The sequence below is a fragment of the Rhodococcus sp. IEGM 1379 genome, assembly GCF_030056815.1.
In the GTDB taxonomy this organism is placed as follows: Bacteria; Actinomycetota; Actinomycetes; order Mycobacteriales; family Mycobacteriaceae; genus Rhodococcus_F.
In genome coordinates this window covers 26,942-46,439 of record NZ_JASHKR010000022.1, presented here as the reverse complement: position 1 = coordinate 46,439, position 19,498 = coordinate 26,942, and the positions used below count along the sequence as shown (strand labels likewise).

The 19,498-nt window shown below is 61.9% G+C and carries 20 protein-coding genes; 10 read left to right on the top strand and 10 right to left on the bottom strand.

The window, feature by feature from the left end; translation table 11 throughout:
- The first annotated feature begins 51 nt into the window (after positions 1–51).
- The 3 genes from QM600_RS14585 (at position 52) to QM600_RS14575 (ending at position 2,938) form a co-directional block, all read left to right on the top strand.
- Positions 52–1,065, top strand: a complete 1,014-nt coding sequence (locus tag QM600_RS14585; RefSeq protein ID WP_283262194.1) for an iron-siderophore ABC transporter substrate-binding protein — start codon at positions 52–54, stop codon at positions 1,063–1,065.
- Between the two features lie 62 nt (positions 1,066–1,127).
- On the top strand, positions 1,128–1,340 hold the full coding sequence (locus QM600_RS14580; protein WP_283262192.1) for an SRPBCC family protein: 213 nt from the start codon (positions 1,128–1,130) through the stop codon (positions 1,338–1,340).
- A gap of 155 nt (positions 1,341–1,495) precedes the next feature.
- Entirely contained in the window at positions 1,496–2,938 is a 1,443-nt protein-coding gene (locus QM600_RS14575) for a sugar porter family MFS transporter (protein ID WP_283262190.1), read from the top strand.
- Between the two features lie 45 nt (positions 2,939–2,983).
- On the opposite strand, the gene dxs is transcribed toward QM600_RS14575, so the two are convergent.
- Positions 2,984–4,921: a 1-deoxy-D-xylulose-5-phosphate synthase gene (dxs, locus tag QM600_RS14570; protein ID WP_283262189.1), complete on the bottom strand. Its 1,938-nt coding sequence runs from the start codon at positions 4,919–4,921 to the stop codon at positions 2,984–2,986.
- Positions 4,922–5,173: 252 nt separating this feature from the next.
- Here dxs and glsA point away from each other — a divergent pair, with 252 nt between their 5' ends.
- Together glsA and QM600_RS14560 are read left to right on the top strand one after the other, a co-directional pair.
- Entirely contained in the window at positions 5,174–7,027 is a 1,854-nt protein-coding gene (gene glsA / locus QM600_RS14565) for a glutaminase A (protein WP_283262188.1), read from the top strand.
- A 10-nt stretch (positions 7,028–7,037) separates the two neighbouring features.
- A complete protein-coding gene (locus QM600_RS14560) occupies positions 7,038–7,706 on the top strand; it encodes an SIMPL domain-containing protein (RefSeq protein WP_283262187.1) in 669 nt (222 codons plus the stop codon).
- Here the strand turns inward: QM600_RS14560 and QM600_RS14555 are convergent, their stop codons facing one another.
- From QM600_RS14555 to QM600_RS14540, 4 genes are all read right to left on the bottom strand, one after another.
- A complete protein-coding gene (locus tag QM600_RS14555; protein ID WP_283262185.1) occupies positions 7,707–9,308 on the bottom strand; it encodes an MDR family MFS transporter in 1,602 nt (533 codons plus the stop codon).
- 4 nt (positions 9,309–9,312) lie between these two features.
- Positions 9,313–9,819, bottom strand: coding sequence for a MarR family winged helix-turn-helix transcriptional regulator (locus QM600_RS14550; protein WP_283262184.1), 507 nt, complete (start codon positions 9,817–9,819; stop codon positions 9,313–9,315).
- 129 nt (positions 9,820–9,948) lie between these two features.
- Positions 9,949–11,226 carry a class I SAM-dependent RNA methyltransferase gene (locus QM600_RS14545; RefSeq protein ID WP_283262183.1) on the bottom strand — a complete coding sequence of 426 codons (1,278 nt, stop codon included), beginning with the start codon at positions 11,224–11,226 and terminating at the stop codon, positions 9,949–9,951.
- 61 nt (positions 11,227–11,287) lie between these two features.
- Positions 11,288–13,282, bottom strand: a complete 1,995-nt coding sequence (locus QM600_RS14540; RefSeq protein ID WP_283262182.1) for an APC family permease — start codon at positions 13,280–13,282, stop codon at positions 11,288–11,290.
- Between the two features lie 172 nt (positions 13,283–13,454).
- On the opposite strand from QM600_RS14540, the gene QM600_RS14535 reads away from it, so the two are divergent.
- From QM600_RS14535 to QM600_RS14525, 3 genes are all read left to right on the top strand, one after another.
- Positions 13,455–14,120, top strand: coding sequence for a potassium channel family protein (locus QM600_RS14535; protein ID WP_283262180.1), 666 nt, complete (start codon positions 13,455–13,457; stop codon positions 14,118–14,120).
- 70 nt (positions 14,121–14,190) lie between these two features.
- Complete coding sequence (locus tag QM600_RS14530) at positions 14,191–14,853, top strand: potassium channel family protein (RefSeq protein ID WP_283262179.1); 663 nt, start codon at positions 14,191–14,193, stop codon at positions 14,851–14,853.
- Between the two features lie 18 nt (positions 14,854–14,871).
- Positions 14,872–15,156 carry a GNAT family N-acetyltransferase gene (locus QM600_RS14525; protein ID WP_283262178.1) on the top strand — a complete coding sequence of 95 codons (285 nt, stop codon included), beginning with the start codon at positions 14,872–14,874 and terminating at the stop codon, positions 15,154–15,156.
- On the opposite strand, the gene QM600_RS14520 is transcribed toward QM600_RS14525, so the two are convergent.
- Positions 15,149–15,814 (bottom strand): DUF3159 domain-containing protein, encoded by a 666-nt coding sequence (locus QM600_RS14520; protein WP_283262177.1) that lies wholly within the window; start codon positions 15,812–15,814, stop codon positions 15,149–15,151. The genes QM600_RS14525 and QM600_RS14520 overlap by 8 nt on opposite strands.
- A 75-nt stretch (positions 15,815–15,889) precedes the next feature.
- Positions 15,890–16,264, bottom strand: a complete 375-nt coding sequence (locus tag QM600_RS14515) for an OB-fold nucleic acid binding domain-containing protein (protein WP_283262176.1) — start codon at positions 16,262–16,264, stop codon at positions 15,890–15,892.
- 137 nt (positions 16,265–16,401) lie between these two features.
- Here QM600_RS14515 and QM600_RS14510 point away from each other — a divergent pair, with 137 nt between their 5' ends.
- Complete coding sequence (locus QM600_RS14510; protein WP_283262175.1) at positions 16,402–17,127, top strand: alpha/beta fold hydrolase; 726 nt, start codon at positions 16,402–16,404, stop codon at positions 17,125–17,127.
- 12 nt (positions 17,128–17,139) lie between these two features.
- Here the strand turns inward: QM600_RS14510 and QM600_RS14505 are convergent, their stop codons facing one another.
- The gene (locus QM600_RS14505) at positions 17,140–18,027 is read right to left on the bottom strand and encodes a DUF3710 domain-containing protein (RefSeq protein WP_283262174.1); all 888 of its coding nucleotides are present in this window, start codon (positions 18,025–18,027) and stop codon (positions 17,140–17,142) included.
- 3 nt (positions 18,028–18,030) lie between these two features.
- The gene (dut, locus tag QM600_RS14500) at positions 18,031–18,525 is read right to left on the bottom strand and encodes a dUTP diphosphatase (RefSeq protein WP_283262173.1); all 495 of its coding nucleotides are present in this window, start codon (positions 18,523–18,525) and stop codon (positions 18,031–18,033) included.
- 41 nt (positions 18,526–18,566) lie between these two features.
- Between dut and QM600_RS14495 the strand changes: the two genes are divergently transcribed.
- Complete coding sequence (locus QM600_RS14495) at positions 18,567–19,061, top strand: DUF3093 domain-containing protein (RefSeq protein ID WP_283262172.1); 495 nt, start codon at positions 18,567–18,569, stop codon at positions 19,059–19,061.
- 88 nt (positions 19,062–19,149) lie between these two features.
- On the opposite strand, the gene QM600_RS14490 is transcribed toward QM600_RS14495, so the two are convergent.
- Positions 19,150–19,452, bottom strand: coding sequence for a DUF4193 domain-containing protein (locus QM600_RS14490; RefSeq protein ID WP_003942593.1), 303 nt, complete (start codon positions 19,450–19,452; stop codon positions 19,150–19,152).
- Positions 19,453–19,498: the final 46 nt, after the last annotated feature.

Sequence of the window (19,498 nt, the reverse complement as noted above, 5' to 3'; positions counted from 1 at the left end):
CGATCGGAGTCCGGATCATCGGAACATTTGATATAGGTTAGGCTTCCCTGCATGAAATCTTCACTTCGTGGATTGGCCGCACTGGGACTGGCTGCCATCACCGCCGCAGCGCTCGTGTCCTGCTCCTCCGATTCGGAATCCTCGACAGCGTCGACAAGTACAGACGGATTCCCCGTCAGTATCGTAAACGTCTTCGGTACCACCATCATCGAGTCACAGCCCGAGCGATTGGTGACGCTCGGCTGGAACGCCCAGGACATCGTGTACGCGCTCGGACTCACCCCCGTCGGGCAGCCCAAATACACCTACGGCGCCGACGACAACGGCGTCATGCCCTGGGCCCAGCCGTTCTTCCAGGCCGACAAGACCACACTGTTCGACATGCCGGCCAGCGGTGAACCGCCCGTCGAAATCGTCGCTTCCCTGGCCCCGGATGTCATCCTCGCGCCGTACGAGGGATTCGAGAAGTCGGTCTACGACCAACTGAGCAAGATCGCACCCACTGCCGCCTACCCGGGCGCCGCATGGCAGACGTCCTGGCAGGATCAGACCCGCATAGTCGGAAAGGCCGTCGGCAAGAGCGCCGAGGCCGACACACTGGTCGACGGTTTGGGTAAGACCCTCGCCGAAACTGCTTCTGCGCACCCCGAATACGCGGGTAAGACCATTGCCGTCGTCAATTTCGACACCGATGCCAGCAACATCAACGTCTACCTGCCCACTGACCCCCGCGTGCAGGTCTTGACGGAACTCGGATTCGTCAACGCACCCGGTGTCGAAAAGTTAGCGGCCGACAACGCCGGTGGAACGTTCTTCAAAACCATTTCGTACGAGAACATCGCCGACATCGACGCCGACGTGATCGTCGGTTTCACCGACGGATCCGGTGACCCGTCGAGCATTCCCGCCGTCGGCGGCCTCGACTCGGTGAAGCGTGGATCGACGGTATTTCTCAGCGACACCAAGGTGATCGGCGGCCTGAGCAATGTCAACGTCCTGAGCGTCCCGTGGGTTTTGGGCCAGATCACCCCCGCACTGACGGACGCTGCGAACCGCGTCGGTTAGAGACCACTGCGACTGTCGGTCCCCGGTTCTATGCTCAGCACAGGCCTGAACTGTCGGTCTCAGTGACCAAGCATGTCAACGCACCGATCGGCGCCGTCTGGAAGGTTGTCACCGACCTCGACGGTGCCGTCGACACCCTCGCCGGCGTCACCCATATCGAACGGCTCGCCGGCGAGGGTTACGCCGTCGGAACCAGGTGGCGCGAGACCCGAAAGATGATGGCCAAGAACCTCGACAATTTTGCTGCCAAGGCCGAACGAATCGCGTCGGCCTGACCGGCCCGTGAACAACTCAGCTTCGATAACGACATCCGAGTAGCCGCCGAATCGGGCGCACAGCGCGTAGCGTCCACAGTGTTCACTGAAAGATCGACGCTCACTGAAGGATCGACGCGTCAGAGCGTCGCCCACATGGCCCGAAGGGGGCAGGCATGGCATTCAGCGGTACGGCAGACAGCGGCGGAACCGGGGTAACACGCGCCGACGTCGGACATGCAGTTCTCTTTGCCGGCGCTGCTGCGCTCGGCGGTTTTCTCTTCGGTTACGACACAGCCGTTATCAACGGGGCTGTCGGAGCGATCCGCGACAAATACGACATCGGTGCCGGTGCGACCGGCCTCACCGTCTCGCTGACACTTCTCGGTGCTGCCATGGGCGCCTGGATGGCAGGGTCACTCGCTGATCGCCTCGGCCGGATCCGCGTCATGCAGATCGCCGCCGTCCTGTTTGTTGTCGGCGCTGTCGGATCAGCAATACCGTTCAGCGTCTACGACCTCACCTTCTGGCGCATTGTCGGCGGCGTCGCTGTCGGTTTTGCATCGGTGATTGCGCCCGCCTACATCGCCGAAATCTCACCCGCAGCGATCCGCGGACGCCTCGGGTCCATGTACCAATTGGCAATTGTGCTGGGAATTGCCGTGTCCCAGTTGGTGAACTACGCACTCCAAGCAGCGGCGGGTGGCGCTCGCAATCAAATTGCGGGCCTCGAAGCGTGGCAGTGGATGCTGATGCTCGAGGCCGTCCCAGCCTTGCTCTATCTCGTCATGACCACGACGATCCCCGAATCTCCCCGCTACCTCGTCGCGCAGGGTAGCGACGACCGCGCCCGGAAGATCATCTCCGACCTCGAAGGCGGCGATCACGACGCCGTCACCGCGCGAATGGACGAAATTCGCGATTCCCTCAAGCTCAAACAAGCGAAAACTACTGTGCGTGAGCTCTTTTCGAAGCCACTCGGAGTATCCAAGCTAGTCTGGGTCGGTATCGCGTTGGCAGCGCTGCAACAACTGGTCGGCATCAACGTGATCTTCTACTACTCCAGCACCCTCTGGCAGGCCGTCGGCTTCGGCCCCGATCGCTCACTCCTGATCAGCGTCGTCAGTGCGCTCGTCAACATAGTCGGCACCTTCGTCGCCATCGCCGTCATCGACCGCGTCGGACGTAAACCGTTGTTGCTGGTCGGTTCTGCCGGCATGGCGATCTCACTGGGGACCGCAGCAATCTGTTTCCATTCGGCAACAGTGACCAAGAATGAGCTCGGTGAATCCGTCGCCACCCTCAGCGGCGCCAACGCGACGATCGCACTGATCGGCGCCAACGCGTTTGTCTTCTTCTTCGCTCTCTCGTGGGGACCGGTGGTCTGGGTCCTCATCTCCGAGATGTTCCCCAATCGGGTCCGCGCCGCAGCAGTCGGAATCGCCACCGCTGCCAACTGGGTCGCCAACTTCTTCGTCTCGTGGACCTTCCCGTCGCTGGCCGACTGGAACCTGTCCATCACGTACGGCGGCTATGCCGTCATGGCATTGCTGTCGCTGTTCGTGGTGCTGAAATTCGTGAAGGAAACGCGGGGCAGCACCCTCGAATCGGTGCAGTAGAAATCGGGGTGCGTCCGGGTACTCCCGGGCGCACCCCGACCACAATCAGCTCTGTGCGACTTCGCCCTGCGTGGGTGCGTCGGCCTGAACCTGTACAACCGAACCGCCCATGCCCGCAACCCAACCGGTGATCTTGCGTGAGAGATCCTGCGCCGTCAGACCCAGTTCCTTGTGTATGGCCTCACGCGACGCATGATCGAGGAACTGCTGCGGCACACCCATGTCGCGGCACGACGTGTGAACTCCCGCAGCTCGCAAGGCCGCAGACACCGTCGAGCCGATTCCGCCGTGCACTCCACCATCTTCGAGAGTGACAACAAGCGCGTACTTGTCGGCCAACTTCACCAACGCATCCGACACCGGCAACACCCAGCGCGGATCCACGACAGCGACCGAAATGCCCTGCTTGTCGAGGCCTTCGGCAATCTCGAGTCCCAATGCTGCAAACGGACCCACCGCGACAAGAAGAACGTCGCCGCGCTCACCCTCGCTGGCACGCAGCACGTCAACCATCCCGTCGAGACGCTTGACCGCCGGAATCGCCTCGGGGACAGCGCCCTTCGGGAACCGTACGACGGTCGGGCCGTCATCGACAAGTAGTGCCTCGTCGAGTTCCTCACGGAGAGTATCCGCGTCACGCGGTGCGGCGACGCGAATACCGGGGATAATTCCGAGCAGCGACAGATCCCACACTCCGTTGTGGCTGGCACCGTCGACGCCCGTGACACCGGCGCGATCCAGAACCACCGTGACGGGTTGTTTGAGCAGCGCGACATCCATCAGCAATTGATCGAAGGCGCGGTTGAGGAACGTTGCATAGATCGCGACGACGGGGTGCAATCCGCCCAGCGCAAGGCCGGCGGCAGAGGTCATCGCATGCTGCTCGGCGATGCCCACGTCGAACATGCGATCCGGGAACTTGTCGGCAAACGCAGCCAGTCCGGTCGGGCCGGCCATTGCCGCGGTGATCGCCACGATGTCTTCGCGGCGCGACGCTTGGGCGATCAACTCGTCAGAGAAGACCGACGTCCAGTCGAGCACCGGGGTCTTGTCGGAGCGACCGGTGACGGGGTCGATGACACCGGTGGCATGCATCTGATCTGCGACGTCGTTCTCGGCGTGCGCGTAGCCGTTGCCCTTACGGGTAACCGCGTGCACGATCACCGGACCGCTGTATGCCTTGGCGCGGCGCAGGGCGGATTCCATCGCGACCTCGTCGTGTCCGTCGACAGGGCCGAGGTATTTGATTCCGAGGTCGGTAAACATGACCTGCGGGCTGACAGCGTCCTTGAGACCGGCCTTCATGCCGTGTAGTACGGAGTACGCGGTGCGCCCGACCCACGGAAGCTTCTTGACCATCCGGCGGCCGTTGTCGAGAACGCGCTCGTAGCTGGGAGCCGTGCGAAGCGCGGAGAGATGATCGGCGAGGCCACCGATGGTGGGCGCGTACGAGCGACCGTTGTCGTTGACGACGATCACCACGGAACGGTCTTTACCGGCCGCAATGTTGTTGAGGGCTTCCCAACACATTCCGCCGGTGAGCGCGCCGTCGCCGACGACGGCAACGACGTGGCGGTTCTGGCCGGTCAGCGCAAAGGCCTTGGCCAGTCCGTCGGCGTATGACAATGCGGCCGACGCGTGCGAGGACTCGACCCAGTCGTGTTCACTCTCGGCCCGGCACGGGTAACCCGACAGTCCGCCCTGCTTGCGCAAGGTGTCGAACTGATCTTTGCGACCGGTGAGGATCTTGTGGACATACGCCTGATGCCCGGTGTCGAAGATGATCGGGTCCTGCGGCGAATCGAAAATACGATGCAGCGCGATCGTCAGTTCGACGACTCCGAGGTTGGGGCCGAGGTGACCACCGGTGGCCGCAACCTTTTGCACCAGGAAATCACGAATCTCGTCGGCCAACTCCGATACCTCGGCGTGACTCAACTGACGTAGATCGTCAGGACCCTGAATGCGGGCAAGAACACCCAACGAGATCGCTCCCTCCGCGCTTCACAGCTGCACCGGTGCGCGCCGCGACTGTCTGTGCGACAGTGCTGTCAGTCTACGGAGCGTTGCGTCGAACCGACACGCGGACTCCGCGTGATTCACATGTGACTTCGAGTTACAGGGCGACTGTGGCCGTCTATCGTGAGCGCAATCACAGACAATTCGGATTGCAGATGTTTCACGCACATACTTTTGATCCCCGAAATCAGTGTCGAACCCGCCTAGAGTCGACCCATGGGAAACGTGGTCAACGATCTGATAGCCCGAATATTCAACGACGTCCGCGCACTCGACGCCGGCACGTTGGCCGATTACATTCCCGAACTTGCTTCCGTCGCCCCCGACTCTTTCGGTATCGCCGTCGCGACCGTCGACGGTTACGTGTACGAGATCGGAGATACCGGACTCCCCTTCACAATCCAGTCGATCTCCAAGCCGTTCACCTACGCCTTGGCCCTCGCCGATCACGGCCCGGACGCTGTCGCCGACAAGATCGACGTCGAACCGTCGGGTGAGCCGTTCAACGAAATCAGCCTGGATCCGTTGACCGAGCGCCCCCGGAACCCGATGATCAACGCGGGCGCCATCACCGCCGCATCGATGGTCGAGGGCGCAGATCCCGCCGCACGCTTCGAACGCATTCGCAGCGCATATTCACGGTATGCCGGACGCGAACTGTCCTTCAACGAGTCGGTCTACACATCCGAATCACGTACCGGACACCGCAATCGCGCTATCGGCCACATGCTTCGCTCGTTCGACGTGATCTCCGGCAACCCAGACGACGCCGTCGACCTCTACTTTCGGCAATGCTCCATTGACGTGACGTGCCGCGACCTCGGCTTGATGGCCGCGACGATGGCCAACAACGGCGTCAACCCCGTGACACACGAGCGCGCCCTCACGGCGATCGGAGTCGAGCAGGTCCTCAGCGTCATGGCCACGTGCGGCATGTACGACGGCGCCGGAAAATGGCTGGTCGAAGTGGGTTTGCCGGCCAAGAGTGGCGTCGGCGGCGGAGTGCTTGCCGTACTGCCCGGGCAGATCGGCATCGCCGTCTACTCCCCCAGACTCGACGTACACGGAAACAGTGTTCGCGGTGTCGCCGCCACGAGGGCACTGTCGAAGGAATTGGAACTTCACTTCCTGCATGTGACTCGCGCGTCGAGGTCCTCGATCCGCGCCCGTTACAACGTCACCGATGCACCGTCACGGATGCGCCGGACACCCACCGAGCAGGCCGTTCTCGACGATGTCGGCAAGCAGAGCAGAGTGTACGAACTGCACGGCGACCTCCTGTTCGCCGGCGCGGAGTCCGCAGTGCGTGAAATCGGTTCGCTGGACGGAGGACCTGGAGTTCATTCCACAGATGAGGGACTCGAAGTTGTCGTGATCGACGTCCGGCGGGTCGACGACGCCAGCATCGCCGCAATTCGCATGATCACAGCGCTGCGGGCCCAACTCGGCGAACAAGGGTGCGCGGTTGCGCTCGTGGATCCGAAAGGACTTCTCGGACAGCGGACTTCGAGCATCGACCCCGACCAGCGCGGTGGCCGCGTGTTCGCCGACCTCGACTCTGCCTTGCAGTGGTGCGAGGATACTTTGCTCGCGGCGCATTGCCCGCAGCAACGTCAACCGTCGACGGTCACGATCGAGGACCACCCCGTGCTCGACGCATTGTCTTCGAATCAGTTGTCGGCCTTTGTATCTCAGCTGGAACGGCGGACCTATGCCCGCGGCGACATGATCGCCCGGCGCGGCGATCCGGCGTCAGGGTTCTATCTGATTCTGCAAGGCCAGGTCAGCACCATGTTCACCGACAGCCAGAACATCGAGCACCGCATCACCACATTGTCCGCGGGCATGACGTTCGGCGAGATGACGATGTTCCTGGACACCCGGTTCCTCAACGACATTCGCGCTGACACCACCGTCGTGGTTGCCGTCCTGACGTCGGAGAAGTACGGCGCCCTGACCGCGCACGCACCGGAACTCAAACTTGCTCTCCTCGAACGTCTGGCCGCCGGAGCCTATGAACAGCTCGACATGACTTTGCGCAGTGTCATCGCTGCGGGTCCCATCGGATAGGAGAACACTCATGGTTACCGCAGAACCCATTGGCAACGCCGCCACGACCGTTACAGTCACCGGAAGCGCCTGCGCCACCGCGACTCCCGACATCGCACGCCTGACGATCGGCGTCTCGGAAACACACCCCACCGTCGCCGACGCCGTTGACGCCCTCGCGCGTCATTCGGCCGCACTGACGGAGGCTTTGCACGAACACAGTGTTGCCGGACCCGATCTCGTGACCACGGGATTGAGCGTCCACCCCCAGACCCAGTGGGTTGACGGCGGACGACAGGAGACCACCGGTTTCACGGCGTCCACATCATTTCGCGCCGTACTGCGCGATCTGACACCCGGCGCAGCTCACTCCCCCGCTGCTGTTATCACCGCGTGCGTAGCCGCAGGCGGGGACGCGATCCGGTTGGATTCTCTGGAATTCGATCTCGAGGACCGAACAGAATTGACTGTACGTGCACGTGAATCAGCTTGGGTTGCAGCGCTGTCCAAGGCCCGACAGTTCGCGGACCTGGCACAGAAAAATCTGGTCGACGTCCTCGAGATCACCGAGGGCGTCGACCAGATGAGCCCGGTCCGTGGGTTGGTTTCCGCAGCCCGGGCGGTTTCTGCTCCGATAGCCGTCGAACACGGTGAGATCGAAGAAACGATCTCGGTCCGTGTCCGATGGTCTATGGCGTGATCAGTGTGAAGCACTCTTTTCGAGGTTGACGTCCTCCACCTCAGGCTCCACGATGTCGATCGTCGTCCGTAGGGTGCGGTTCGGAATGAAGACAACCGCGATCAGGGTGACGATGGCGACAATTGCGGCGACCATGAAGATCCGGCCCGTTGCGTCACCGTAGGCGAAGCGAACGATCTGCGCGACGAAGTCGGGCATGTTGTGAAGGTCGAGTCCGTCCACCAAGCTCTTTCCGGCAACCATCTGCTGCTCGGGCGGCAGTGCCGACACGGATTCCTTGGTCAGTGTGCCGACCCGCGATGCCAGGATCGAACCCAGCACCGAGACACCGATCGCGCCGCCGAAGGTACGGAAGAACGCAACGATACTGCTGGCCGCGCCGATATCTTCGGCCTTGACCGTGTTCTGGACCGCGAGGACGATGTTCTGCATCAACATGCCAGTTCCCAAACCGACGACGGCCATGAAGATTCCGATGATCCACAGGTTTGTCGCGTGGTCGATCGTCGAGAGAAGACCGAAACCGATGACCAGCAGGATTGCGCCGGCCACGACGAAAGGCTTCCACTGACCGAACTTGGTGATCAGAAGTCCCGAGCCGACCGAGCCGACGAGCATGCCGGCCACCATGGGGATGGTGAGCAATCCGGCCGCGGTGGGATCGAATCCGCGAGCTGTCTGGAAGTACTGAGTCAGGAATGTCGTGGCACCGAACAGGCCGACACCGACTGCTACCGATGCCACGATCGCCAGTGCGGTAGTGCGCTCAGTGATGATCTTGATCGGCAGGATCGGATCCTTGACCTTGGATTCCACGAACATCGTCAGGGCGAGCAAAGCCAATCCGCCGGCAACGAAGTACAGCGACGCCATCGAGAACCACGCGTAGTAGTCGTCCTGACCGGCAAAGGAAACCCAGATCAGCAGAACGCTGACACCGGCGGTGAGCAAGGTTGCACCCAACCAGTCGATGGAAACGTTGTCCTTCCTCACAGTCTCGATGTGCAACGTGCGTTGGAGGAGGAACAGAGCGATCACAGCGAGCGGCACACACACGTAGAAGCACCAGCGCCAGCCGACGGTATCGACGATGACACCGCCGAGAACCGGTCCACCGGACATCGAGACAGCCATAGCGGCGCCCATGTAACCGGAGTAACGACCGCGATCACGCGGCGGGATGATGGAGCCGATGATCGCCACGACGAGGGCAGTCAGGCCGCCCATGCCGATGCCCTGAATCACGCGAGCACCGAGAAGCAACGGCACGTTGTGCGCTGCGCCGGCAATCATGGAACCGATCACGAAGATCACGATCGAGGTCTGGACCAGCAACTTCTTGTTGAAGAGGTCCGACAGTTTTCCCCAGATGGGCGTCGACGCGGCCGTTGCGAGCAGCGCCGCCGTGATGATCCAGGCGTATTGCGTCTGCGTTCCGTGCAGTTCACCGATGATGGTCGGGAGCGCCGTCGACACGATAGTGCTGCTCAGCAGCGCTGTGAAAAGCGCCGCGATGAGGCCGGTCAAGACTTTCAAGATTTCGCTGTGCGTCATCGCACGGCTCCCGGTACTTGCCCGAGTTTCTCCCACTGTGGCTGCCATGTGCTTATCTCCCAATAGTTTCTACGCCTGCGATCGGCAATGCCGTTCGCAGAATTGCAGGTGAGGCCTCTCGATGGATCGTGGCGCTGAACGTCTCGTTGAGACGCTGCAGCGACGACAATGCAGCCGCGGCCTCTTCCTGGCTCCAGTCTTCGAGCATGCTGCGCAATCGCGCCGCACGCCGTAGTTTCGTTTCCTCGAGAACCTCATGGCCCACCTCCGAGACTCGGACGCGGAATGCCCGCTTGTCCGAAGGGTCGGGACTTCTCTCGACGTAGCCGGCATCCACAAGGTCCGACATCTGCCGGCTGAGCGATGACTGACTGACACACAGGTCCGCAGCCAACTCGTTCTGCCGGCACTCCCCTCGCACTGCCAGCATGAACAACACGCTGACGAGCGCCGGGGGCAACACATTTTCAGCGCTTACCGTGACCACTGCCCGCAACGACCTGCCGAACAAGAAAACTGTGTCGACAAGTGCTTGAGCCGTTTCGGGCTGTACAGACATCGCGTACCCCTGAGAGTGATCGAGAAAACTACTTGCAGAACGCAACTATACAATTAGTTGCGTAACGCAAGCAACGGCTGACGACGCGATTAGCGTCACAGCCGCTGCAGCGATACCGACAGAAAGAGTTCAGCGCTCGAGCAGAGCTACGCACTCCACATGATGAGTCTGCGGGAACGCGTCGAATGCCCGCAGTCCACCGAGTCGGAAACCCTGTTCCAGATAGAGACCGATATCGCGCCCGAACGACGCCGGGTCACACCCGATATGGATTACCCGCTCGGTACCGGTCGACGCGATCGACTCCACCACCGCGCGGCCAGCACCGGCCCGCGGCGGGTCCAACACGACTACCCCCGGCGCGGGCGCCAACGGAGCAGCAGCGCCCACGATCTTCTCGACCCGCTCACTGTGAAATCGGACCTGCCCGAGATCGGACAACGCTGCCCGGCCATCCTTGACTGCTTGCGCGGAAAACTCGACGGATTCCACGACGCCGGTCGGACCGACAAGATCTGCCAGAACCGCTGCGAATACGCCGACTCCGCCGTACAGATCCCACGCCGTAGCTCCAGAATCCACACCGGCCCAGTCCCGCACAACCTGTGAATATGCCTGTGCCGCACCACGATGCGCCTGCCAGAATCCGGTCGCGGACAATGCCCACTCCCGGGATCCGACGCGCTCGAGCACTGTGTCACTACCCAGAGCAACCCGGGTTTTCCGCGGCCCACTGCTAGCCGCGCGGCGTGCTGTCGCTCCGCGTCGACCCGGTGCGCGGCGCCCCGCCTTCGATACCGTCGGCGCACTGATCTCGACAACATGCGTCGCGCCCGCAGAATCAAGAACCACCTGCAGTTCGCTGCCCGGTGTCCACTGCGGACCGGCTAAACCGTCGTACGCACGCTGCTCGATCTGTGTGCAGCGCAGATCCGTCACGATCTTGTTACTGCGGTACCCGTGGTACCCCGCTTCACCATTGTCGTCGACGGCCAGGCGAACGCGCGTCCGCCATCCGGTGCCGTCGCCGGTTCCGGGCAACTCCTCGACATCGACATCAGATTCGACGCCGGCCAGTCGCTGAAGTTGCTCGCGTACCACCGACGACTTCATCTCTCGCTGGATCTGCAGATCTGCATGCGAGTAGTCACAGCAACCCGCGCCCCCCGGCCCCGCAATGGGACAGGTCGGATCAATTCGATGCGGCGAAGCCTCGAGGATCGAGATCGCGTCGGCGCGGGCAAACGAACCGCCCTTGTCCTCCGTCACCCGAACCAGTGCCCGCTCCCCCGGCAAACCGTGACGGACGAACACCACACGTCCCTCGTGGCGTGCGACGACAAACCCGCCGTGCCCGGGCTTCCCCAAATCAGCCTCGAAAGTCTGCCCGGTCCAATTCTCACTCAACGAACTACGCCTGCCGTTCCATATTCGGATGAATCATTGCTCTCCGGAGTCGAACCTGACATCAGGGTTCTCCAGAGTCGTAACCTCTACGAGTCGCTCCGGCAGTCTTTTCGATGTCCAAAGGCTTCGCCTTCTCCGACGAGTTCAACTGCCACGGCACGCTGGTCACCATCACTCCGGGCTGGAAGAGCAAACGGCTCTTCAGTCGCAAAGCGCTCTGGTTGTGCAGGATCTGCTCCCACCAATGCCCCACGACGTATTCCGGAATGAACACGGTCACAACATCGCGCGGTGAATCGCGTCGCACCCGGTTGACGTAATCGAGAACCGGCTTCGTGATTTCCCGGTACGGCGATTCGATCACCTTGAGCGGCACAGTGACGTCGCTCTTCTCCCACTGACGCACCAAGGCTCGGGTATCAGGTTCGTCGACGTTGACGGTGATTGCCTCCAACGTGTCCGGCCGAGTTGCCCGCGCATAGGCGAGAGCGCGCATGGTCGGCATGTGCAGCTTCGAGACGAGCACGATCGAATGCGTACGACTCGGCAGAACGCCGTCCCATTCCTGCTCTTCGAGTTCGGTTGCGACGCTGTCGTAATGGCGCCGGATCATCTTCATGACACCGAAGATCGCGATCATCGCAACGATAGCGATCCACGCGCCGGCAGCGAACTTGGTGATCAGCACGATGATCAGAACCGCACCGGTCATGGCAAGACCGATCGAGTTGATCACGCGCGAGCGCTGCATCTTGGCCCGCTGAGACTTGTCCGTCTCGGACTTCAGATGACGCGTCCAGTGCTTGATCATGCCGGTCTGGCTGAGCACGAACGAGACAAATACGCCGACGATATAGAGCTGAATCAGTTTGGTGACTTCGGCGCCGAACACGACGACAAACGCGATTGCAGCGCCCGACAGGAACAGAATTCCGTTGCTGAATGCCAGACGGTCACCGCGTGTGTGCAGCTGACGCGGCAGGTAGCGATCCTGCGCAAGGATCGAACCCAGAACCGGGAAACCGTTGAAGGCAGTGTTTGCCGCCAATACCAGGATGAGAGCCGTCACGATCGCCATGAAGAAGAACCCGATCGGGAAGCCGTTGAACACGGCTTCCGCGATCTGCGCGATCAATGTCTTCTGCTGGTAGCCCTCCGGGGCACCCACCAACTGCTCGGCCGGATTGTGCGCGTACACGATGCCGATCTTCTGAGCCAGGATGATGATGCCCATCAGCAGTACGATCGCGAAACCACCCAGCATCAGCAACGTGGTCGCGGCGTTGCGGGACTTCGGCTTCTGGAATGCGGGAACGCCGTTACTGATCGCCTCGACGCCGGTCAACGCGGCGCAACCCGAAGAGAATGCGCGGGCGATCAAAAACGCGAAGGCGACGCCGTAGAGATGCGAATCTTCGGCATTGAGTGTGAAGGACGACGACTCGGCGTGAACATCGTCGCCGAGTACGTAGATTCGGAAGAAGCCCCAGCCGAGCATCACGAACATGCCGACGATGAAGGCGTAGGTCGGAATCGCGAATGCCGTCCCCGATTCCCGGATTCCGCGAAGGTTGACGGCAGTCAACAGCACGATCGCCGCGACTGCGAACAACACCTTATGCTCGGCGACGAAGGGCAACGCGGATCCGATATTCGACGCCGCTGCCGAGATCGACACTGCGACAGTGAGCACGTAGTCGACCATCAGGGCGCTACCGACCGTCAAACCTGCAGTCGGACCGAGATTGACCGTCGCGACCTCGTAGTCACCACCGCCGGACGGGTACGCGTGAACATTCTGGCGGTAGCTGGCCACGACCACAGCCATCACGATCGCGACGGACAAGCCGATCCACGGTGTGTAGGCGTATGCAGAAATGCCCGCAACGGAGAGAACCAAGAAGATCTCTTCGGGGGCGTAGGCGACGGACGACATAGCGTCGGAAGCGAAGACAGGTAGCGCAATCCGCTTAGGTAGCAGCGTGTGCCCGAGTTTGTCGCTTCGGAACGGCCGACCGAGCAGGAGCCGCTTGGTGGCGGTCGAGAGCTTAGACACGAGCAAAGCGTAAGCCGTCCGACTCGAATTCGAGTCATCAGCAGTGGAACTGCCCCGGAACGACCCAAAACACGGACACCTTGCGCCGGTCGAAACTTGCTCTTCCCGCCAAGCGAGGTACCGTTCGTTTCGGCGTGCAATCTCGCCGAGAAGTCCATGAACGGAGTAGGGCGTGTATGTCGTCATCATGGGGTGTGGCCGTGTGGGATCTTCCCTCGCCGCATCTCTGACCAGGATCGGACACGAAGTTGCGGTCATCGACCGCGATCAAAGCTCATTTCTGCGTCTCGACCAGGATTTCCCCGGAACCAAGGTTCTCGGCATGGGATTCGACCGCGACGTCCTGATTCGGTCAGGTATCGAACGCGCCGACGCCTTCGCTGCCGTCTCTTCAGGTGATAATTCCAACATCATCGCAGCGCGAGTCGCGCGCGAGATCTTTGGCGTCGAGCGCGTCGTCGCCCGAATTTACGACGCCAAGCGCGCCGCCGTGTACGAGCGTCTGGGCATCCCCACCGTCGCCACTGTTCCTTGGTCGACGGACCGATTCCTGCACACCTTGACCAAGGAAAGCCAGACAGCGAAGTGGCGTGATCCGTCCGGCACCGTGGCAATCACCGAACTTGCCCTCCATGAGGATTGGGCGGGCAAGCCCGTCGCAGTCCTCGAGGGTGCGACCAATTCGCGAGTCGCCTTCATCATTCGATTCGGCACCGGAATCCTCCCCGATCGTAAGACCGTGATCCAGGCCGACGATCAGGTGTACGTGGCTGCAGTGTCGGGCACTGTCGCCGAAGCCATCGCTCTTGCCGGCAATCCGCCGCCGAGCGACGACTGATGCCGACCGCTGTGACTGATCCGAACCCGCAGCCACTATCGCTGCATAACAACGTGATTGGAAAATCAAGGTGAAGGTTGCCATCGCCGGCGCAGGCGCCGTGGGCCGCTCGATTGCGCGTGAGCTCATTCGTAGCGCACACGACGTCATGTTGATCGAACGCAAACTCGAGCACATCGAGCCGGAATCCGTGCCCGAAGCCACCTGGATCCATGCTGACGCCTGCGAACTGAGCCGACTCGAAGACGCTGTCCTCGAATCGTACGAGGTCGTCATTGCTGCAACCGGCGACGACAAAGCCAACTTGGTTCTGAGTTTGCTCGCAAAAACAGAATTCGGTGTTCGGCGCGTAGTAGCCCGCGTGAACGATCCCCGCAACGAGTGGCTGTTCGACGAGTCCTGGGGCGTCGACGTCGCAGTGTCCACTCCCCGAATGCTCGCCTCGCTCGTCGAAGAAGCGGTGTCGGTCGGCGATCTCGTCAAACTGATGACGCTGCGTCAGGGGCAGGCCAACCTCGTCGAAATCACGTTGCCCGACAACACGCCGCTGGCCGGCAAGCCCGTCAAGCGTCTCGAACTTCCACGGGACTGCGCTTTGGTCACGATTCTGCGCGGTGGCCGAGTCATCGTGCCTCAGATGGACGATCCGATCGAAGGCGGAGACGAACTCCTGTTCGTGGCAGCCGTGGACGCCGAGGATCAACTACGCAACGCACTTCGTCTCAATAGCTGACAACGAGAGGGAAATCGGATGACCGGAAACACGGTAGTCACCGACAATCCGACGCAGAGCCGCTTCGAAATTCATGTCGACGGGACTCTGGCCGGCATCGAGGACTACACCACCTCCGGTGATGTGCTCTCGTTCAATCACACCGAGATCTATCCGGAGCATGAAGGTCTGGGGCTTGCCGCCGTGCTCGTCGGCAGTGCCCTGGACCAGCTTCGAGCGCGGGGTCTCAAGGTTCACCCGGTGTGCCCGTACGTCGTGAAGTACCTCGGCAAGCACCCGGAGTACCAGGACCTCGTCAGCTGAGGTCGCGGCGATCCGGGTCCTCGTCTACCGCATCATCAAGCTCTTCGGTCGGTGAGGGCTCCACGATCCGATCTGCTTTGCGCACAGCCCAAATAGTGACCAGCAGTGCGAGTCCGGTGAGGGGCCACCCCATCGCAATACGCGCGATGGCAAGCCACCCCGTGTGATCGGTGTCGTACAACTGCGACTGCACCAGGTACCGGGCGCCGAATACCAATGCCCATGCCGCTGTGGCGATGTCGTAGAACCGCACAGCACGGGGGTGTTTACGCCACAGATTTCCGTGACCGTTGAGAAATCCCCAGATGATGCCTACCAGAGGCCATCGCACCACGATCGACAATACGAACGCAGCGCCGTAGGCAAGGCTGGTGTAGATGCCGAAAAGGAAGTAGCCCTTGGCATCTCCGGTTCGGTACGCGATGAATGCGGACACACCGACGCCGAGAACACCCGAGACTGCGGGTTGGATCGATTCTTTGCGGAAAACTCGCCACGCCGCGATCAACACGGCCACGCCCAGTGCCGCCCAGATTGCGGCGGTCAGGTTCCAAATGCTGTTGACCGGGACAAAAATCAGAATCGGCACCGAGGTGTAGATCAGACCACTCAATCCGCCGAGTTGGTCCATGATCGATTGCTGTTTTGGTTCAGTCACCTGTCGAGGGTGCCACATCCGTCTACATTCGCGGCACAGCGCACGGCCGACATTCGCGACGAATGCGGTGCGCGTCTACTCTCCGCGCAGTTCGTAATAGGGGTTGAAGATCGCCTTACGACCGTCCCGCTCGCCGACACGGCCACGGACCAGCAGGGTCTTTCCGGTTTCGATGCCGGGAATGCGGCGGCGGCCGATCCAGACCAGATTGATTACTTCGGTCCCGTCGAAGAACTCCGCCTCGATGCTTGCGTTGCCCGACTTGGGACACGCGTCGACGCTTCGCAGTCGACCCACCATCGTGACTTCTTCACCGCGCCGACAATCGCATGCCTTCTGGCCTCCCGCAGCCTCGATGGACTCGGTCATTTCCTGGGCATCCAACTGATCGATGTCCTCGGTGAGACGACGGGTCAATCGGCGAAAATATCCTGCGGCGGCGGGTGCCATTGCGCGCTCCTGCGAACAAATGTGACGCACGGGTTTCGCGTCACTGAAGGGCTGTGTGATCGCCACTGTAGCCCCAATACGACCGGGTAACCACACCAGTCGGTCGGCGGTGCGGGGGCACCGGGCAAGATCGAGTCATGGCGCTCACTCAATCCCCCACCGTTGCCGTCGTTCTCCCTGGTACAGGCTCCGACGCACACTTTGCCGAACGCGCGTTCCGCGACCCACTCGATGCCCGAAGTGTGCTCACCGTCGCAATCGAACCGGACCCTCGGCGTGTCGTCGACAGCTACCTCGAGGCGATGGATGCTGCAGCAGCAGAATACGGCCCGATCCTGGTCGGCGGTGTGTCCATCGGAGCCGCCGTCGCATTGCAGTGGGCTGCCTGTAATCCGACTTTGACATCGGGCGTGTTGGCAGCCCTGCCGGCGTGGACCGGAGCGCCCGACGGGGCGCCTGCTGCAGCAAGCGCACGCTTCACGGCGTCCCAGTTACGCAGCGAGGGCCTGGAATCGGTGATCGCAGCGATGCTCGCGTCCAGCCCGGCCTGGCTGGGCCGGGAACTGGAGCGCTCCTGGCGTTCGCAGTGGCCGGATCTGCCCTGCGCACTCGACGAGGCCTCGACGTACAGCGGGCTGACCGTAGCCGCCATGTCGAAAATCGGTGTCCCGGTGGGAATTGCCTCAGCCGTCGACGATCCGGTCCATCCCTCGGCGATTGCTCACGAATGGGCAGCAACGCTCCCCCACGCCCACGTCGGAACCTTGACGCTCGAACAGATCGGCCAGGACCCCTCGATACTGGGGTCCACATGCGTCAAGGCACTCGCGGCGATCGAAACCGATACGACCGCGAGTGCCTGAGAAAAACGCTGTCTACTGACCCAATTGCTGCATGGCAGAACCGGATTCGCCGCGCCTCTGCGGCGGAGCCGGTTGCGCCGGGGCTTCCTGCTGTGCGGCAGCCTGCTGATCTACCTGCTGCTGGGCTGCGGCTTGCTGCTGCTCTACCTGCTGCTGAGCGGCGGCTTGCTGCTGAGCAATCATCTGCTGCTCATGTGCGGAGGCGAGCTGCTCGGCCAATGCCTGCGGCAGTACGACCGGCAACGGGGTCCGAACCGGATGCGGTTCAGTTCCACGATTGACGACGGTATCGCGCAGAATGTCGCGCGCAATTGCCACCAATTGTGTACCTGCCGCGGTCGATCCGCTGGGACCCGCCACGACACATCGCACCATCCAGCGCGGACCGTCGACGCCTATGAAACGCAGGTCCATGGCAGCTGTTTCGGCTACCAATTCGCGACCCCACGGGCCGTTCTCGATGCTGACCGGCGAATTGTCGTCACGCAGTGACTGCGCCAACTCGCTGACAACTTCACGCCACTGACCAGGCGACTTGGGTGCTGCATATGCGGCGACGGTAACCCGTCCGTGTTCGGTAACCAGATGCACGGCCTGTGGTGAACCGTCGGGTGCCATCTCCACCTGCAGTTGGCCGCCCGGAGGCATCGGCACCAGGACGGATCCGAGATCGAGTCGCTGACCGTCACGGCCTACCGTGGGATCTTCGGAATCGATATCCGCAAAATCGTACGGACCTTGCGTCTCGTCGCTCTCGTCGCCGAAATCCTCGTCGGCACCGTCCCCCGCCACCGCGCCGTCGCCGAAGTCGCCGTCGACCTGATCCGAGTTTTCGTTCTCGTCGCCGAAGAAACTCGTAGCTTCCTCGTCGACCTCAGTCTTTTTCTTGCGTCCGAACATGTTTCAGACTCCCTCTCCGACAGACCCGGCACGTACCTCTGTGTCGAGTATCGCGTGTCCGCCACTGGAACCGTGACCACCGGTACCGCGAGCGGTGTCGTCGAGCGACTCGACCTCCACGAACACCGGAAGCTCGACGCGCTGGACTACGAGCTGCGCAATTCGGTCACCCCGGCGAATCTCGATCGCGGTATCCGGATCAAGGTTGATCAAGCAGACCTTGAGCTCGCCCCGGTAGCCGGCGTCGACGGTGCCGGGCGCGTTCACGATGGACAAACCCGACTTTGCGGCAAGCCCGGAACGCGGATGAATGAGTCCGACAGTTCCCACCGGCAGGCCGATCGCAACGCCCGTACCCACCAGGGTACGACGACCCGGTTCGATGGTGACGTCGCTGGTGGAGCACAGATCCACGCCTGCATCCCCGGGATGCGCACGCTGCGGAACCGGCAGTTCTGGGTCCAGTCGCTTCAAGGCGATGGAGAGTTGATCGCTCACGTCGGCCAAGACTACTCGTCGCGACCGACTATCCTTGACAGGTGCCCGAAACATCTCGACCTGACGTCGCTTCCACGACCCCCGCGTCCACCACGCTCTATTCCGAGCGCCTCTGGTTGCCGATCTGGTGGTGGGCCGCCGGAATAGCCGTAGCCGCCCTGCTGGCCGCCGAGGTCCACATGGGCCGTCCAGGACTTGTCTCGTATCTGGCATATGTCGTGCTGCTGCCGATCCCGATCTGGCTGTCGTTCTGGCTGAGCCGCACCCGCGTCGAGGTCATCGAGACCGGCGGAGTCAAAGAATTACATGTGGGGCGCGCGCACGTGCCCGTAGACCTGATCTCGCGGGCCGCTGCGGTCCCCGCTTCGGCCAAGAGTGCGGCCATGGGTCGTCAGCTCGACCCCGCTGCGTTTGTTCAGCATCGACCGTGGGTCAAAACCATGGCCCTGATCGTCCTCGACGATCCGGAAGACCCCACGCCGTACTGGCTGGTGAGCACACGTCGCGCAGACGACCTGGTCGCTGCGCTCAAGTAGTAAATACGAAGGCTTCCAGCCTTCTGCGCGCCGACCTGAACCCTCGGTCGACCCGAATACGAATCGGGTCGACCGTCGGGAATCAATATCAGGCAGCGCAATCCATGCACACGAGCTGTCCATTGGCATCGCTGGCCAAACGGCTGCGGTGATGCACCAGGAAACAGCTGGAGCACGTGAATTCGTCGGCCTGCTTCGGCACGACGCGCACCGACAGTTCTTCGCCGGAAAGGTCGGCACCCGGCAGCTCGAAGGACTCTGCAGTGTCGGTCTCGTCGATATCGACGACAGCCGACTGCGCCTCGTTGCGCCGCGCCTTCAGCTCCTCGAGTGAATCCTCCGATACCTCGTCGGACTCTGTGCGCCTCGGTGCGTCGTAGTCAGTTGCCATGTCGTCTACCCCTCATCCTCTTCGTGTATCCCGGTCCCATGAACGC

Excerpts from the sequence above, each read along its gene's own strand:
- QM600_RS14585 (WP_283262194.1), top strand. The coding sequence starts at position 52 with ATGAAATCTTCACTTCGTGGATTGGCCGCACTGGGACTGGCTGCCATC.
- QM600_RS14575 (WP_283262190.1), top strand. The coding sequence starts at position 1,496 with ATGGCATTCAGCGGTACGGCAGACAGCGGCGGAACCGGGGTAACACGC.
- glsA (WP_283262188.1), top strand. The coding sequence starts at position 5,174 with ATGGGAAACGTGGTCAACGATCTGATAGCCCGAATATTCAACGACGTC.
- QM600_RS14560 (WP_283262187.1), top strand. The coding sequence starts at position 7,038 with ATGGTTACCGCAGAACCCATTGGCAACGCCGCCACGACCGTTACAGTC.
- QM600_RS14555 (WP_283262185.1), bottom strand. The coding sequence starts at position 9,308 with ATGGCAGCCACAGTGGGAGAAACTCGGGCAAGTACCGGGAGCCGTGCG.
- QM600_RS14550 (WP_283262184.1), bottom strand. The coding sequence starts at position 9,819 with ATGTCTGTACAGCCCGAAACGGCTCAAGCACTTGTCGACACAGTTTTC.
- QM600_RS14525 (WP_283262178.1), top strand. The coding sequence starts at position 14,872 with ATGACCGGAAACACGGTAGTCACCGACAATCCGACGCAGAGCCGCTTC.
- QM600_RS14515 (WP_283262176.1), bottom strand. The coding sequence starts at position 16,264 with ATGGCACCCGCCGCCGCAGGATATTTTCGCCGATTGACCCGTCGTCTC.
- QM600_RS14510 (WP_283262175.1), top strand. The coding sequence starts at position 16,402 with ATGGCGCTCACTCAATCCCCCACCGTTGCCGTCGTTCTCCCTGGTACA.
- QM600_RS14505 (WP_283262174.1), bottom strand. The coding sequence starts at position 18,027 with ATGTTCGGACGCAAGAAAAAGACTGAGGTCGACGAGGAAGCTACGAGT.
- QM600_RS14490 (WP_003942593.1), bottom strand. The coding sequence starts at position 19,452 with ATGGCAACTGACTACGACGCACCGAGGCGCACAGAGTCCGACGAGGTA.